Source organism: Paludisphaera rhizosphaerae (assembly GCF_011065895.1).
Classification (GTDB): domain Bacteria; phylum Planctomycetota; class Planctomycetia; order Isosphaerales; family Isosphaeraceae; genus Paludisphaera; species Paludisphaera rhizosphaerae.
In genome coordinates, this window is sequence record NZ_JAALCR010000011.1 from 194,043 (window position 1) to 208,095 (window position 14,053).

13 protein-coding genes and 2 tRNA genes are annotated in these 14,053 nt (G+C 65.6%); 6 read left to right on the plus strand and 9 right to left on the minus strand.

What is annotated here, in order from left to right; all coding sequences use genetic code 11:
• Positions 1–189: 189 nt before the first annotated feature.
• The 5 genes from G5C50_RS16375 to G5C50_RS16395 all read right to left on the minus strand — a co-directional run bounded on the left by G5C50_RS16375 (position 190) and on the right by G5C50_RS16395 (position 3,343).
• Entirely contained in the window at positions 190–618 is a 429-nt protein-coding gene (locus G5C50_RS16375; RefSeq protein ID WP_240907115.1) for a BlaI/MecI/CopY family transcriptional regulator, read from the minus strand.
• A gap of 145 nt (positions 619–763) precedes the next feature.
• Entirely contained in the window at positions 764–1,429 is a 666-nt protein-coding gene (locus tag G5C50_RS16380) for a uracil-DNA glycosylase family protein (protein WP_165071100.1), read from the minus strand.
• Positions 1,430–1,453: 24 nt separating this feature from the next.
• Positions 1,454–1,801, minus strand: a complete 348-nt coding sequence (locus G5C50_RS16385) for a hypothetical protein (RefSeq protein WP_165071101.1) — start codon at positions 1,799–1,801, stop codon at positions 1,454–1,456.
• A gap of 96 nt (positions 1,802–1,897) precedes the next feature.
• Complete coding sequence (locus G5C50_RS16390) at positions 1,898–2,386, minus strand: gluconokinase (RefSeq protein ID WP_165071102.1); 489 nt, start codon at positions 2,384–2,386, stop codon at positions 1,898–1,900.
• Positions 2,387–2,401: 15 nt separating this feature from the next.
• Entirely contained in the window at positions 2,402–3,343 is a 942-nt protein-coding gene (locus G5C50_RS16395) for a 2-hydroxyacid dehydrogenase (protein ID WP_165071104.1), read from the minus strand.
• Between the two features lie 107 nt (positions 3,344–3,450).
• Here G5C50_RS16395 and G5C50_RS16400 point away from each other — a divergent pair, with 107 nt between their 5' ends.
• The 6 genes from G5C50_RS16400 to G5C50_RS16425 all read left to right on the plus strand — a co-directional run bounded on the left by G5C50_RS16400 (position 3,451) and on the right by G5C50_RS16425 (position 9,745).
• On the plus strand, positions 3,451–4,215 hold the full coding sequence (locus G5C50_RS16400; protein WP_165071105.1) for an SDR family oxidoreductase: 765 nt from the start codon (positions 3,451–3,453) through the stop codon (positions 4,213–4,215).
• 151 nt (positions 4,216–4,366) lie between these two features.
• Entirely contained in the window at positions 4,367–5,968 is a 1,602-nt protein-coding gene (gene cimA / locus G5C50_RS16405; protein ID WP_165071106.1) for a citramalate synthase, read from the plus strand.
• A 104-nt stretch (positions 5,969–6,072) separates the two neighbouring features.
• Complete coding sequence (locus tag G5C50_RS16410; RefSeq protein WP_165071108.1) at positions 6,073–8,976, plus strand: valine--tRNA ligase; 2,904 nt, start codon at positions 6,073–6,075, stop codon at positions 8,974–8,976.
• 151 nt (positions 8,977–9,127) lie between these two features.
• On the plus strand, positions 9,128–9,511 hold the full coding sequence (locus tag G5C50_RS16415; protein WP_165071155.1) for a bifunctional nuclease family protein: 384 nt from the start codon (positions 9,128–9,130) through the stop codon (positions 9,509–9,511).
• Between the two features lie 18 nt (positions 9,512–9,529).
• Positions 9,530–9,616: transfer RNA gene (locus tag G5C50_RS16420), tRNA-Ser, on the plus strand.
• 44 nt (positions 9,617–9,660) lie between these two features.
• Positions 9,661–9,745 (plus strand) — tRNA-Leu (locus tag G5C50_RS16425).
• 67 nt (positions 9,746–9,812) lie between these two features.
• Here the strand turns inward: G5C50_RS16425 and G5C50_RS16430 are convergent.
• The 4 genes from G5C50_RS16430 to G5C50_RS16445 are packed head-to-tail and all read right to left on the minus strand — an operon-like array spanning position 9,813 to position 14,030.
• Positions 9,813–10,721 carry an FkbM family methyltransferase gene (locus tag G5C50_RS16430; protein ID WP_165071109.1) on the minus strand — a complete coding sequence of 303 codons (909 nt, stop codon included), beginning with the start codon at positions 10,719–10,721 and terminating at the stop codon, positions 9,813–9,815.
• Between the two features lie 55 nt (positions 10,722–10,776).
• Positions 10,777–11,991: an ABC transporter permease gene (locus G5C50_RS16435; protein WP_165071111.1), complete on the minus strand. Its 1,215-nt coding sequence runs from the start codon at positions 11,989–11,991 to the stop codon at positions 10,777–10,779.
• An 18-nt stretch (positions 11,992–12,009) separates the two neighbouring features.
• Positions 12,010–12,750: an ABC transporter ATP-binding protein gene (locus G5C50_RS16440; protein ID WP_165071112.1), complete on the minus strand. Its 741-nt coding sequence runs from the start codon at positions 12,748–12,750 to the stop codon at positions 12,010–12,012.
• Entirely contained in the window at positions 12,747–14,030 is a 1,284-nt protein-coding gene (locus G5C50_RS16445; RefSeq protein ID WP_165071113.1) for an efflux RND transporter periplasmic adaptor subunit, read from the minus strand. The genes G5C50_RS16440 and G5C50_RS16445 overlap by 4 nt, the downstream gene beginning before the upstream one ends.
• Positions 14,031–14,053 lie beyond the last annotated feature (23 nt).

Here is a 14,053-nt window from a genome sequence, read left to right on the forward strand (position 1 = left end):
GGGGATGAGGAGGGTGGGGAGACCGTTGCGACGATCCAAAAGGAAGAGGCGACGCGGCGGCGCCCGTCGGCCCTTTTTGCACATGGAAAGAGCCAGGAGGGATCCGCCGGCGACGGGCCCCCTGGCTCTATGATACGGTCCCAACCGATCGACGTCGAACTCCGGCCCGCAGCAACGGGCCGGGCGGGTTCACGCGATCTCTTCGGAGGTCTCCACTGCGGGAGTGGACGTCGCCGCCAGTCGGCTGGCGTCGTCGATCATGACCCGCAGGCGATCCAACTCCTCCGGTGTGGGAGGGTTGGAATCGAACAGGGCGACCATCACCCGGTCGAGCGCGCCGTCGAAAACGCGGTCCACGAACTTGCGGGTCAGTTCGCGGATCGTCCGCTCGGACGACTTCTTCGGGTAGTAGATGAACGTCCGCCCCTCGACGACGTGGCGCACCAGCCCCTTCTTGTCTTCCATGATGTTCAGCAGGGTTTGCACGGTGCTGTACGCAACGGGCCCCGAGTCGCGGTTCAGATCTTCCTGAACGTCGCGAACGCTCGCCTGGCCCCGAGCCCACAGGATCTTCATGATCTCGAGCTCGCGGTCCGTCACCATCTGGGTCTTACGCACGAGATCCTCCCTCAAGATAATTGAGGATAAACGAAAATGATCGTTCTCGCAACGTACCTCGCGATATCGCCCTACGCAAGCTTAAACAAATCGGAATCGACATGCCTGCAAGCAGCCGCCCCAGAATCAAGGAGGTCGAGGGTCCTCATTTTCGCCCCTCCGCTTCAGCGAGTCGAGTCGCCAACATCTCCGGAAATCTGGAATACCATTTCCGGTTCAGAGGCGAGGGATGGGGCAACGGGCGAACGTCGACCGTCTTAAATCGGCCGTCGCCGCAAGGCAAGCGGCAGGGATAGACGGTCTCGAAGCGGGCGTCGGTTGCAGCCGAGCCTGGGAACGCCTCCCCCTCCGCGTAGTAGGGCTCGAACCAGCGAAAAGCCTCCGTGCCAAGGGTCAGCACCTGGGAGCCCTTCCAATGTTCGCCGAGCAACGCAGCCACGAACGGCCGGAACCGCGCCCGGACGGACTCGGCGTATGCCTTGTTCCCGGGGGGCTTGAACGGGACCGTGTTGGTCAGGAGCGCGTACTTGAGGGCCTCCTCGTTCTTGCCTCCGCCGTGGGCCGCGACGATCCCCGCGCGGACCAACTTCCCCCCCGCTCCGATCAGCGGCTGGCCAGCCGCGACTTCGTCCTTCCCCAGGTCGCGAGCCAGCACCGCCACGGGGGCGTCGAGCGAGCCGGCGAAGAGGATCGGCCGCAGCGGGTCGCGCTCCGCCTTCTCGTAGACCGGCAGGTCGACGGGGAAAGGTTCGCGGCGAGCCTCGGCCTCGGCATCGTCAATCAGTCGCTCGATCGTCCTGGCGTGCGTCACGGTCGGGTCCCTGAGCCGGTCGGCTCAGGTCCCGAACAGGAGGCTGAGCATCATCACCACGGCGAACGCCTCGGCGAAGTCGATCACGCGGACCGGCCAGATCGTCGCGACCAAACGCCCCCAGAACCTCTGAAGGAACGCCGCGGTGATCAGAAGTACCACGAGCACCCGCGCCATGTCGATCAGGGAGGTCAAAACGAGTCCAGCCCACGGCGTCCTCGCCGCCAGCGAGGAGGCGCTTACAAACCGCAAGAAACCCAGCAGGCTGACGAAGGCGAACAGCGCGAGGTTGAAGCCGAGCCCGATCCGAACCGGCGGCCGAGCGGGTTCCTTCACGTCCACGACGAAGTCGGGATCGACGGCGTAAGACATGACGGCGGACCTCCAGGACGTCCCGGGATGAGGGCCGGCGACGGTTCGGCCCTGGCGGTGCTTCGCCGCCAGCCCGCGATTATTGAGGCCGTCGAATCAGACCCCCAGCCCGGCCCTGGCCACGGCGACGATCTCCTCGGGGCTTCCGGAGACGTCCACCCGAACGGCGTCGTCGGGCGGCTCGAGAGCGGCGAATTGACTGTCCAGGAGCGTCGGGCTCATGAAGTGGCCGGTTCGCGCTTCCAGCCGACTCCGGATCAACATCCTCGACCCTTCCAGGAAGACACAGCGGACATCCCCCGGGTCGGCTTCCTCCAGGAAACGCTGATAGCTGTGCTTCAGGGCCGAGCAGGCCAGGACGACGTCTTCCCCTCGATCGTGGGCCTCGGCCATTCTCGCTCGGAGAGCCTCCAGCCAGGGGCGGCGGTCCTCGTCCGTGAGCGGGATCCCGGCGTGCATCTTGGCGACGTTGGCCGCCGGGTGGAAGTCGTCGGCGTCGAGAAACGTCCAGCCGAGGTCCCTCGCCAGCAGGCGGCCGATCGTCGTCTTGCCCGATCCGGACACTCCCATGACCAGCACGATCATTCCGACAAACCCCCGTCAGAGCCGCACCGGAGTCGGCAGGAGCCGGCCGGCGAAGTGGGCCTCCAGATTGCGGACGACCAGATCGCCCATCGCTGCGCGAGTCTCGAAGGTCGCGCTCCCCTGGTGGGGCTGAAAAACGGCGTTCGGGAGCGACCTCAGCGCCTCCGGCACCCGAGGCTCGTCCACGAAGACGTCGAGGCCCGCAGCGCCCAGCCGACCGTCGCGGAGGGCGTCGGTCAGAGCGTCCTGATCGACGACCGAGCCGCGGGCGACGTTCACCAGGATGCCGTCCGGCCCCAGAGCCTCGATCACCTCGCGACTCACCAATCCTCGGCTGGCGTCGCCGCCGGCGGCCGTGACGATCAGGCAGTCGACGTCCTTCGCCAGAGCGATGGGGTCGGAATAGTAGACGTAGGGGGACTCGATCGGCCGTCGGTTGTGGTAGGCGATCGGCATGTTCATCGCCTCCAACCGACGGGCGACCGCGCGGCCGATCCGGCCCAGGCCGATGATCCCCGCCCGCTTGCCGTTGACCCGCCTCGCCAACGGCCGATTCCCTTCGCGTTCCCACGCGCCCGTGCGGACGTGGGCGTCGCCGGCGACGATTTCGCGGCCCGCGGCCAGCAACAGGACGAGCGCCAGGTCGGCCACGTCCTCGGTCAGCACGTCGGGCGTGTTGGCGACGACGATCCCTCGCTCCCTGGCGTAGGCGAGATCGACGGCGTCGACGCCGACCCCGTTCACCGCCACGATCTCCAGCTTTGGGAGAGCCCGCATCAACTCGGCCGAAGCTCCGGCTCCGCCGTCCGTCGCGATGCCGCGAATCGCCGGGCCGACCTCCTTCAGGAAGGCGTCGCGGTCCTTTGCTTCCCAGAGCTTGTGGACGGCGAACCGCCTTTCGAGAGCCTCGGTCACGGCGGGGGTCGAGGCTCGGATCATCAGCACGTCGGGCTTCATCCTGCTCCTCCTGGGGGTTGGCCCGGGTCGTCCCGGCCTGGCCAGGGTTATCATAGAGGACGAGGCGAGAGCTTGCAGTCGCCGAGTGCCCAGGGGAAGGTTCGATGATGAGCGATCGACTGTTCAACCTGACCGGAAAACGCATCCTGATCACCGGGTCTAACGGGGGACTCGGCCTGGCGATCGCCGGCGGTCTGGGACGGCTGGGGGCGTCGGTCATTCTCAACGGCCGCGACGAGGCCAAGCTGAACGCGGCGGTCGACGGCCTCCGCTCCACCGGCCTGGACGTCGCCGCAGCCCGATTCGACGTGACCTCCGAGGCCGAAGTCGCCTCTGCGATCGACGGCCTGGAAGCCGAGGCCCCGATCGACGTCCTGATCAACAACGCCGGCATCCAGCGCCGGGTACGGCTGGACGAGATCACCCTGGAGGTCTGGGAGGAAGTCCTGCGGACGAACCTGACCAGCGCGATGCTGATGGGGCGGCAGGTCGCGCGGGGGATGATCACCCGGCAGCGGGGGAAGATCGTCAACATCTGCTCGGTGATGAGCGATCTCGGCCGGACGACCACCGGAGCGTACACGGCCGCGAAGGGAGGCCTCAAGATGCTGACCCGCGCCATGTGCGCCGATTGGGGGCCGCTCGGCCTCCAGATCAACGCGATCGGACCGGGTTACTTCGCCACCGAGATGACCCAACCGCTGATCGAGAACCCCGAGTTCAACGCCTGGGTCGTCAACCGCACCCCCGCCCGACGCTGGGGGGAACCGAGCGACCTCGTCGGCGCCTCCGCCTTCTTCAGTTCGGCGGCCTCCGACTTCGTAAACGGCCAGATCCTCTACGTGGACGGCGGCATGACCACGGTGCTCTGATGCTGGAACGGCCCGAACCCGAGCTCCACGAGCGCCGTCCGATATGTCCAGAAGGCCCGAAGGCGTGTTAAGATGCCATGCTTGGGTTCTGGATTTTCCGAAGGCGGCGTCCACTCCCCGCCATACCTTGGGAACGAACGAGCGGCCGGCGATGACGCGAATTGCGATCTACGACACCACCTTGCGCGACGGCAGTCAGGGCGAGGGGGTCAACTTCTCGCTCCAGGACAAGCTCCTGATCACGGCGAAGCTCGACGAGTTGGGCGTCGATTACGTCGAGGGGGGCTATCCTCTCTCCAACCCCAAGGACGCCGCCTACTTCCGTGCGGTCCGGGACCTGGACCTGGAGCATGCGAAGGTCGCCGCGTTCGGCATGACCCGCCGCCGCGACATCGCCGCCGAGGACGACACGGGGATGAAGGCCCTGGTCGCGGCCGGGACGTCCGTCGTAACGGTCGTCGGCAAGACGTGGGATCTGCACGCCCGTGAAGTGCTGGGGGTCTCCCTGGAGGAGAACCTCCGGATGATCGGCGACTCGGTGGCCTTCCTCGCCGCCAACGTGGCCGAGGTCGTCTACGACGCCGAGCACTTCTTCGACGGCTTCCGCCGCAACCCCGAATACGCCCTGGAAACGATCCGCAAGGCCGCCGAATCGGGCGCGTCGTGGATCGTCCTTTGCGATACCAATGGCGGGACACTGCCGGAGCAGGTCGCCGAGGCCGTCGAAGCGGTCGGTCGCGCGGTGTCCGTCTCTTTGGGGATTCACACCCACAACGACGGCGAGTTGGCCGTGGCCAACTCGCTGGCCGCTGTCCGACAGGGTGCGCGGCAGGTCCAGGGGACGATCAACGGCCTGGGCGAGCGATGCGGCAACGCCGACCTTTGCAGCGTGATCGGCAACCTGTCGCTGAAGTATCCCGGGATGGAAGTCCTGGCGCCCGGCAAGCTGGCGAGACTGACCGAAGCCTCGCGGTACGTCTACGAGACGGCCAACATGAACTTCCGCCCCGGCCAGGCGTTCGTGGGGTCGAGCGCCTTCGCCCACAAGGGGGGAATGCACGTCCACGGCGTTCGAAAGATCGCCTCCAGCTACGAGCACATCGACCCGACGACCGTCGGCAACGAACGCCGGATTCTCGTCAGCGAGCTATCCGGCAAGTCGAACATCGCCGAGAAGCTCGCCGAGCACGACCTGGACCAGGATCAGGCGCTGCTGACGAAAGTCCTCGACCGCGTGCAGGATCTTGAGAACGAGGGGTATCAGTTCGAGGCGGCCGAGGCGTCGTTCGTACTGCTGGTGGAGAAGCTCGCCGGCCGGCACCACGAGGCGTTCGAGAGCCGCGGTTTCCGCGTCAGCGTGGCCGGCGACGGCGAGAGCGACGCCCTCACCGAGGCGACGGTGAAGCTCCGCGTCGGCGAGACCGTCGAGCACACCGTCGGCGAGGGAGACGGCCCGGTCGACGCTCTGGACAACGCCCTCCGCAAGGCGCTGGAGCACCATTTCCCCGGCCTGCGGACGATGCACCTGGTCGATTACAAGGTCCGCGTCATTAACGCCCGGGCCGGCACCGCGGCCAAGGTCCGCGTCGTGATCGAAAGCTCCGACCAGGACGCCGTCTGGGGAACTATCGGCGTCTCCGAGAACGTCATCGAGGCCAGTTGGCTAGCCCTGCTGGACGCTTTTGAATACAAGCTATCCAAGGACGCCCGCAAACCCCGCCCCGCCCGCGTCGAGGCCGCCGCCGCCCCCTAAATGAGAGGTGTTGGCGTGATCGACGGCTGTGATGCGAGGCAGATCGACGCCAAGGACCTATCTCACCCAATCGAAGAACCCTCGAAACCCCAAAATCCGCCGGCATGAACATCAACGAAATCCCCAAGCAGTACGACCCGAAAGACGCTCAGGACCGCTGGTATCCGGTCTGGATGGAGCGAGGGTACTTCCACGCCGATCCGTCCTGCGACAAGCCGCCTTACTGCATCGTCATCCCGCCGCCGAACGTCACGGGGGCCCTGCACCTGGGCCACGCGCTGAACAACACGCTCCAGGACGTGCTCATCCGTTGGCGTCGGATGCAGGGCTGGGACTGCCTCTGGATGCCCGGAACCGACCACGCCGGCATCGCCACCCAGGCCGTCGTCGAACGCCGGCTGTTGGAGGAGCAGAAGCTCACCCGCCACGACGTCGGCCGCGAGGCGCTCGTCGAGAAGATCTGGGCCTGGAAGGACGAGTACGAGAAGCGGATCCTCGGCCAGCTTCGGCTGATGGGCTGCTCGTGCGACTGGGAACGCACCCGGTTCACGCTTGACGAGGTCTGCTCTCAGGCCGTCCGGCGGACGTTCTTCAACCTGTTCAAGGCCGGCAAGATCTTCCGCGGCAAGCGGCTGGTGAACTGGGACGTCCAGCTCCGCACGGCCGTCGCCGACGACGAGATCTACTACGAGGACAAGCCGGGCAAGCTCTGGACGATCAAGTATCCGGTCTCCGGCTCCGAGGAGTCCCTGCACGTCGCCACCACGCGTCCCGAGACGATGCTCGGCGACACCGCCGTGGCCGTCCACCCGGATGACCCTCGCTACAAGCACCTGATCGGCAAGACCCTCGACCTGCCGCTGACCGACCGCAAGATCCCCGTGATCGGCGATGCCATCCTTGTGGATCCGAAGTTCGGCACCGGCTGCGTGAAAGTCACCCCTGCGCATGACCCGAACGACTACCAGACGGGCCAGCGGCACGGGCTGGAGATGATCAACCTGCTCAACCCCGACGGTACGTTCAACGCGAACGCCGGCCCGAAGTACGCCGGACTCGACCGCGTGGTCGTGCGCAAGCGGGTGCTCGCCGACCTGGAAGCCACCGGCCTCCTCGAGAAGGAAGAGCCGTACAACGTGCGGCTCAACTACTCCGACCGCAGCAAGACCCCGATCGAGCCCTATCTGTCCGACCAGTGGTTCGTTCGGATGGCCGACGACGCCGATGGCTCCCCCGGCTTCGCCCAGCAGGCCATCGACGCCGTGTCTTCCGGCAAGGTGAGGATCACCCCCGAGCGCTACGCCAAGAGCTACGCCGACTGGCTCGGCGAGAAGCGCGACTGGTGCATCAGTCGACAGCTCTGGTGGGGACATCGCATCCCCATCTGGTACTGCTCGACCTGTTCGGCCGACGACCTCGAGTTGGCCTTTGGCGGCCGGTCCGACGTCTTCTGGACCGAGGCCGAAGCCGGCGGCTGGCTCATCTGCGCCGAGCATGACCTGAAGGCCGACGCCGTCCCCGGCCACACCCTGACGCAGGATCCCGACGTCCTGGATACCTGGTTCAGCTCGGCCCTCTGGCCGCACTCGACGTTGGGCTGGCCCGACGACACGCCCGAGTTGCGCAAGTATTACCCGACGAGCGTCCTCTCGACGGCTCGCGACATTATCACCCTGTGGGTCGCCCGCATGGTGATCTTCGGCCAGTTCAACGTCCACGAGGTCCCGTTCCGCGACGTCTACATCCACCCCGTGATCCAGGACGGCAACGGCAAGCGGATGTCGAAGTCGGCCGGCAACGGCGTGGACCCCGTCGACATCATCGAGGCCTACGGGGCCGACGCTCTGCGCTACACCCTGGCCGCCGGCGCAACCGAAACCCAGGATCTCCGCATGCCCGTCGAGAAGCTCAAGCTCCCCGACGGCCGCGAGATCAACACCTCGGACCGCTTCGAGCAGGGCCGCAACTTCGGCAACAAGGTCTGGAACGTCGCCCGCCTGGTGATGATGAACCTGGAAGGCTATCAGCCTGCCCCGGTGGACGTGGCGAGCCTCCCCGTCGAGGATCGCTGGATCCTCGCCGAGCTGGACGCGACCGTCGCCGCGACGACCGAGCACCTCGACGCCTTCCGGTTCGCCGAGGCCGCCAAGGGTCTGCGCGACTTCTGCTGGGGCGAGTTCTGCGACTGGTACGTCGAGTTCGTCAAGAACCGTCTGCGCGATCCCGAATCCCGCCCGGTCGCCCAGCGCGTGGCGGCGGCGGTGCTCGACTCGCTTTGCCGGCTCTTGCACCCGATCATGCCGTTCCTCACCGAGCAGATCTGGGCCCCGCTCGGCGAACTGGCTCCGATCCGAGGCGTCCCCACGCCAGCGCCCGCCGATACGCACGTCTGCGTGGCCGCCTGGCCAGTTGTCAAAGGATTGCAAGACAGCGAGGCTCTCGAGACAGTGCAGCAGTGGAGAGAAAAAATCCAAGTCATTCGCAACTTAAGAGCTGAGCGCAACGTCCCTAAGGATGCAAAAATTTCTCCGCAGATCATCGCCGAAAATGCAGTTGCTGCACGGCTTCGCCAAGGCGAAGAGATCATCAAATCGCTAACGGGTTCAGTCGCGCTAGTTATCCAGGGCATCGCCGCGTCCCCTCTTCCAACCGATCCTCCGACTCATGATGAGGAGAGGAAGGGTGGCTCCGATCTCGCGCTTGGAAACATCAGTTTATCCGCCACTGGCACGTACAATCCTCCTCAGAGCGACTCTGCTGTGACGGTCCTTACTGATGCCAAGGTCGTCCTGCCGTTGGAGGGGCTGATCGACAAGGAGGCCGAGCGGGCCAAGTTGAAGAAGTCGCTGGCGGATCTCGACAAGCAGATCGCCCCGCTGAAGGGGAAGCTCTCCAACGAAGGCTTCGTCTCGCGGGCTCCGGCCGACGTCGTGACCGCATCGCGGGCGAAGTTGGCCGAACTGGAGGCCCAGCGGGCCTCGGTCGCCGGCCTGCTGGAATCCGCTTGAAAACGCCGACCCGCCGCAAGTTGACGGCTTGCGGCGGGCCCGATACGATCAGAGCAGCCCGCCGCGGAGGCGTCGCATCCGGCGGCGGGGCCGAGACGAGACGTCGCGTCCGGCGGGGCGAGAAGAAGGGGTGGGTGCCGTGCCGGTCCAGATGGATCTAATCCGGATCATCATCAATGAGAACAGCGATCAGCATATCATCTTCCTTAAGGAAGTCGACGGCGACCGCATGTTCCCGATTGTGATCGGCATCTTCGAGGCCACCAGCATCGACCGCCGAGTCAAGAACCAGACGAGCGTTCGCCCGTTGACCCACGACCTCCTGGCCAGCACCATCGAAGCGCTGGGCGGCGAACTCCAGGACATCTACATCAACGAGCTGCGCGACCATACGTACTTCGCCAAGCTCCGGATCCGCCACGACGGAGACCTGATCGAAGTGGACTCCCGCCCCAGCGACGCGATAGCGCTGGCCGTGGCCGTGGACGTCCCCATTTACGTCGCCGAGGACATCATCGACGAGGCCAGCCAGTAAGCGAACCGAACGACTCCCGGAGGGGTGCCAGAGTGGTCGATTGGGGCGGTCTTGAAAACCGCTGACGCCTTAAAACGTCCGTGGGTTCGAATCCCACCCCCTCCGCTTCCGATTCCGTACAACGTCCAGTCTCATCCCGCCTCGATGCAGCCGGCGTGGCGAAACGGCAGACGCAGTGGACTTAAAATCCTCGGGGCGGCAACGCCCGTGTGGGTTCGACTCCCACCGCCGGCATTTCACTTGCATCGACACACGGCGGACCTACCGCGAGCGCGTGACACTTCTCAAGGCCCGGCGTTCGTCAGGGGATCCGTCGTTGCGGATCCTGCGAGGGCATCGAAGACCGGCGTCCAGTCCTACCAACCTCGCCTTCCCCAATGTTGCGGCAGGCGAGAAGTGGGACGACACGTCGTCGGGCGTAAACGTTGAAAACGGCGAACTCGCCGCCCCACTCGTCCTGGTCGGCGACGGCGTCGAAACCGACTCTCTCGAGTCTGTCGAGGACCCGCCTGAGTCGGCCATCGATATCGTGAACTTCCAGGACCACCTGCCGAACTCGAGCCCAATCTGCGTCTTCCAGGCCCGCCAGAACTTCCCACTCGCTGTTCTCTACGTCGATCTTGAGCAGGTCGATCGACTCGACGACGTGGGTGGAGATGATCTCGGAGAGCGTCTTCAGCGGACACTGAATCGTCTGCTCGCCGGAGAAGAAGTAGAAGTCAAGCGCCCGGGCGAGCACTCTCCTGGGTTGCTCAAGTACTCGACCCAGGAAGTTCGACGAGCGTCCTCGCACACCCCTCGCGATGAACTCGTTGCGCGCGGCCCGAAGCTGCGGGATATGGCTCGGCGAGCAGGTGGCCAGCGCGGACGCTCGTGGGAACCGGGTGAAGGTCGCCGTGCCGGAATGATCGGAGAGGCCCATGTTGAAAACCTTGACCTTGTCGGCCAGGGGCTCAGCGTTCCGTCGCAAGAGTTCGAAGGTCTCGGGTATGGGCTCGAACGCGTAAAGTTCGAAGTCTCGCAGAGAGCGAGAGACGAACAGGGCGAACATCCCGATATTCGCCCCCACGTCGAAAACCCGGGCTCCCTCAAGCAACTCAATTCCGTGCTTGAGGTAGCACTCCTGGACGAAAATCTCGTGGTAGATGAACCTAGCGTCAATCCGATTCGCCGCGTGGATCGTCAGGCCGTTGGGCAGTCGAACTTTCATGCGGATGCGATCCTCCTCAAGCGCCCGTCCGCCGAATGGGTTGGTCCATCGACGCTTACTCATGCCGCAGAGCGTCGATGGGATTAAGCAGAGCCGCCTTAACGGCGGGCAGCAGGCCGAAGACAGTCCCCGTACCGGCGGAGATCCCAAAGCCGAGAGCCACCGCCCACCACGGCACGACGACGTCCACCATCTTGGGATGCTGACTCGCCAGCGCGCAGAGGCCGTAGCCAAGGGCGACTCCAATCCCTCCTCCCAGAATGCTCAAGGTCACGGCCTCAGCGAGGAACTGGGCCAGGATGTCCCGCCGCCCCGCGCCGATGGCCTTACGCAGACCGATCTCGCGAGTGCGCTCGGTCACGCTGACGAGCATCATGTTCATGATCCCGATGCCGCTGACCAGCAGCGAGATGCCGACGATGCCGGCCAGCATCGCGGTAGCGGCCAGGCTGATGGCGTTGAACGCATCGAGAATCTCGTCCTGGGTTCGGATGCTGAAGTCGTTGGGCTGATGCGCCTCAAGCCCATGCCTGCGCCTCAGGAGATTGGTAATCTGCGCGCGAGCCTCAGGCACCTGCTCCTCGGAGGTCGCCATCGCCACGAAAGCGAGCTTCCTCCGCTGGGACGGATACATCTTCATGGCCATCGTGTAGGGGACCAGGACCACATCGTCCTGGCTGACGCCGATGAGCGACCCCTTCTCCTTGAGAATGCCGACGACCTCGAAGCGACGGCCATCAAGCAGGAGCGACTGGCCGACGAGTTCCTCATCGACGGCCAGCTTGCGGAGGGTTTCACGACCGACGAGGCAAACCTGATGTGCGTGCTCGATGTCCGCCACGGCGAGCGGGCGGCCGACGTCGACCTCGAACTTCCGGATCGCGTGGTATTCGACCGAGATCCCCTCCAGCGGAACCTCCACCTCATCGCGGCCGTAACGAACGGAAATCGCCGCCTGTCGCGGGTCCGGAGAAACCAGCCGGAGGGCCTCGCACTCCTCCATGACGCTCTCCAGGTCGCGGACGTCGATTTCCGCCCGGCCGAGCGTGCGTCCGGCGTCGCCGGCGGGACGCTCGGGAGCGACCCAGATCGCGTTCGTACCCCACCCTTTCAGATATTCGGACACGTAGCGTGAGAAGCCGACGACGACGCTCACCACGGTGATCGTGGACGCGACGGCGATGATCATCCCCACCATCGTCAGCAGCGACCGGGACCGGCTGGCCCGGAGTTGTTCCATCGCGATGGGGAAATTACTCGCGATCGACATGGTGCTCGGCCTCGAGTTCTAGATAGGGGCGTGGAGAGCCGCAGCCCGGCGACGATCGGGGGGTGTGACGGAGTTGGTCGTGTCCGACTCGACCCGACCGTCGCGGACGCGGACGACCCGCCGGCAGCGCTCGGCGACCTCGGGCTCGTGGGTCACGATGATGATCGTCTGGCCCTGGTCGTGCAGCGAGGCGAACAGGCGGAGAATCTCGTCGCCCGTCTGAGTGTCGAGGTTCCCGGTCGGCTCGTCGGCGAGCAGGATCGAGGGACGGTGAACGAGCGCCCGAGCGATCGCCACCCGCTGTCGCTGTCCGCCGGAGAGTTGAGAAGGGCGGTGCTCCATCCGCTCGCTGAGCCCCACGCGCGTCAACGCCTCGGCGGCCCTCGCGCGACGGTCCCGCGCGCCGGAGTAAACCAGCGGCAGTTCGACGTTCCGAAGGGCCGTCTGCCGGGGGAGCAGTTCGAAGGTCTGGAACACGAAGCCGATCCGCTCGCCCCGTACACGTGAGAGTTGCGACTGAGTCAGGCCGGCGACGTCCCGCCCCTCGAGCCAGTAGCGACCGGAACTCGGCGCATCCAGGCAACCCAGGATGTTCATCAGGGTCGACTTGCCCGAGCCCGAAGGGCCCATGATCGCGAGCAGCTCGTTTTGCTCGATGCGCAGGTCGAGTCCTCGGAGGGCGCGGACGGTCTCTTCGCCCACCCGATACTCCTTGGTGATCCCCTCCAAGCGGATGACCGGCTCGGCGGTTCTCGTCATGGCGACTCCCTGCTGTCGTCGACGACCCGGACTTCCTGGCCGTCCATGAGCATATCCAGGGCTCGGAAGGGGGAGACGACGACCCGTTCGTCGGCCGACACGCCGGAGAGGATCTCAACGCGATGCTCGTCGGTCAGGCCCAGATCGACCGGCCGGACGCGAGCGATTCCTCCCTCCACCACGAAGGCCACCTTGACGTATCGCGATTCCGAATCCCTCGGCCGGTCCCCGAGCGAACGGGCGTTGCGCTCGGCCCACGCGCGGATGGCCGGAGTATTCGGAAGGTCTTTCCGACGGCGATGCACCACCGCATGAGATGGGACGCCCAGTGCGTCGGCGGCCTTGCCCACCTCGATCTCGACCGTGGCCGACATGCCGGCCAGGAGTGAAGGAGGTGGGTTGTCGACCCGAATCCGGGTCTCGAAGCCGATCGATTCCCCGGATTTCTTCCCCTTCGCCGTGATCTTCTCGACGACTCCCTCGATTGCCGTGCGCGCGTCCGACTGCAGATAGACGTGCGCGACCTGACCCGCCCGCACCTGGGGGACGTCGGATTCCTCGACGTCCGCATCGACGCGCATGCGAGTCGGGTCGGTGATCGACATCAGCACGGTCCCAGGGAGGTTGACGGTTCCCGCGATGACCACCTCGCCGACACGAACTGACAACCCGGTCACGGCCCCGCCGATCGGGGCCCGGATCTCGGTGCGCTTTAATTCTTCCAGGCTGATCCTTCGGAGGGCGTCGCTCTCCAGCAACTCGCGCCGACACATCTGCAGCGCGGCTTCGCATTTGTGAACGAGCGTCCGCGCGTCGGCCAGCTCGGTGGGTGTGGAATATCCCCGGCCGGCGAGTCGATCGTGCTGGGCCTCGTCTCTCGTGGCCTTCGCCAGATCGTCCTCGGCCTGCGTGATCGAGGCCCGGATCCGGTCCGTGCGGGCCTGCGCGGAGATCAGCCGGGAATTGGCGTCGGTGTCGTCGAGCTTCACAAGAAGGTCGTCCGCCTTCACAACGTCCCCCTCCTTGACCTCAACGGCGACGACTCTGCCGAGGATCTGCGAGCCGATATTCACCTCGTCCACCGGCTCCACGACGCCCGGGGCGGTCACCTTGCGCACGATCCGCCCACGGCTGGGCTTCTCAACGCCGACCTCCATCGGCGGTTCCTTGACGACCTGCCAGTCGACCATGATCGAACCGGGACTTCGTTGAATGTTGGCGACGGTCACGGCGGCGGCGAGCGAACCGGCCAGGCTAAGCCACGCGATGAATCGAAGCATACCCTCCCCCCGAGCGTCGGATC

Bases quoted from the DNA above. Each gene is read 5' to 3' on its own strand.
- G5C50_RS16385 (WP_165071101.1), bottom strand. From the start codon at position 1,801: ATGTCTTACGCCGTCGATCCCGACTTCGTCGTGGACGTGAAGGAACCC.
- G5C50_RS16390 (WP_165071102.1), bottom strand. From the start codon at position 2,386: ATGATCGTGCTGGTCATGGGAGTGTCCGGATCGGGCAAGACGACGATC.
- G5C50_RS16395 (WP_165071104.1), bottom strand. From the start codon at position 3,343: ATGAAGCCCGACGTGCTGATGATCCGAGCCTCGACCCCCGCCGTGACC.
- G5C50_RS16400 (WP_165071105.1), top strand. From the start codon at position 3,451: ATGAGCGATCGACTGTTCAACCTGACCGGAAAACGCATCCTGATCACC.
- cimA (WP_165071106.1), top strand. From the start codon at position 4,367: ATGACGCGAATTGCGATCTACGACACCACCTTGCGCGACGGCAGTCAG.
- G5C50_RS16410 (WP_165071108.1), top strand. From the start codon at position 6,073: ATGAACATCAACGAAATCCCCAAGCAGTACGACCCGAAAGACGCTCAG.
- G5C50_RS16415 (WP_165071155.1), top strand. From the start codon at position 9,128: ATGGATCTAATCCGGATCATCATCAATGAGAACAGCGATCAGCATATC.
- G5C50_RS16430 (WP_165071109.1), bottom strand. From the start codon at position 10,721: ATGAAAGTTCGACTGCCCAACGGCCTGACGATCCACGCGGCGAATCGG.
- G5C50_RS16435 (WP_165071111.1), bottom strand. From the start codon at position 11,991: ATGTCGATCGCGAGTAATTTCCCCATCGCGATGGAACAACTCCGGGCC.
- G5C50_RS16440 (WP_165071112.1), bottom strand. From the start codon at position 12,750: ATGACGAGAACCGCCGAGCCGGTCATCCGCTTGGAGGGGATCACCAAG.
- G5C50_RS16445 (WP_165071113.1), bottom strand. From the start codon at position 14,030: ATGCTTCGATTCATCGCGTGGCTTAGCCTGGCCGGTTCGCTCGCCGCC.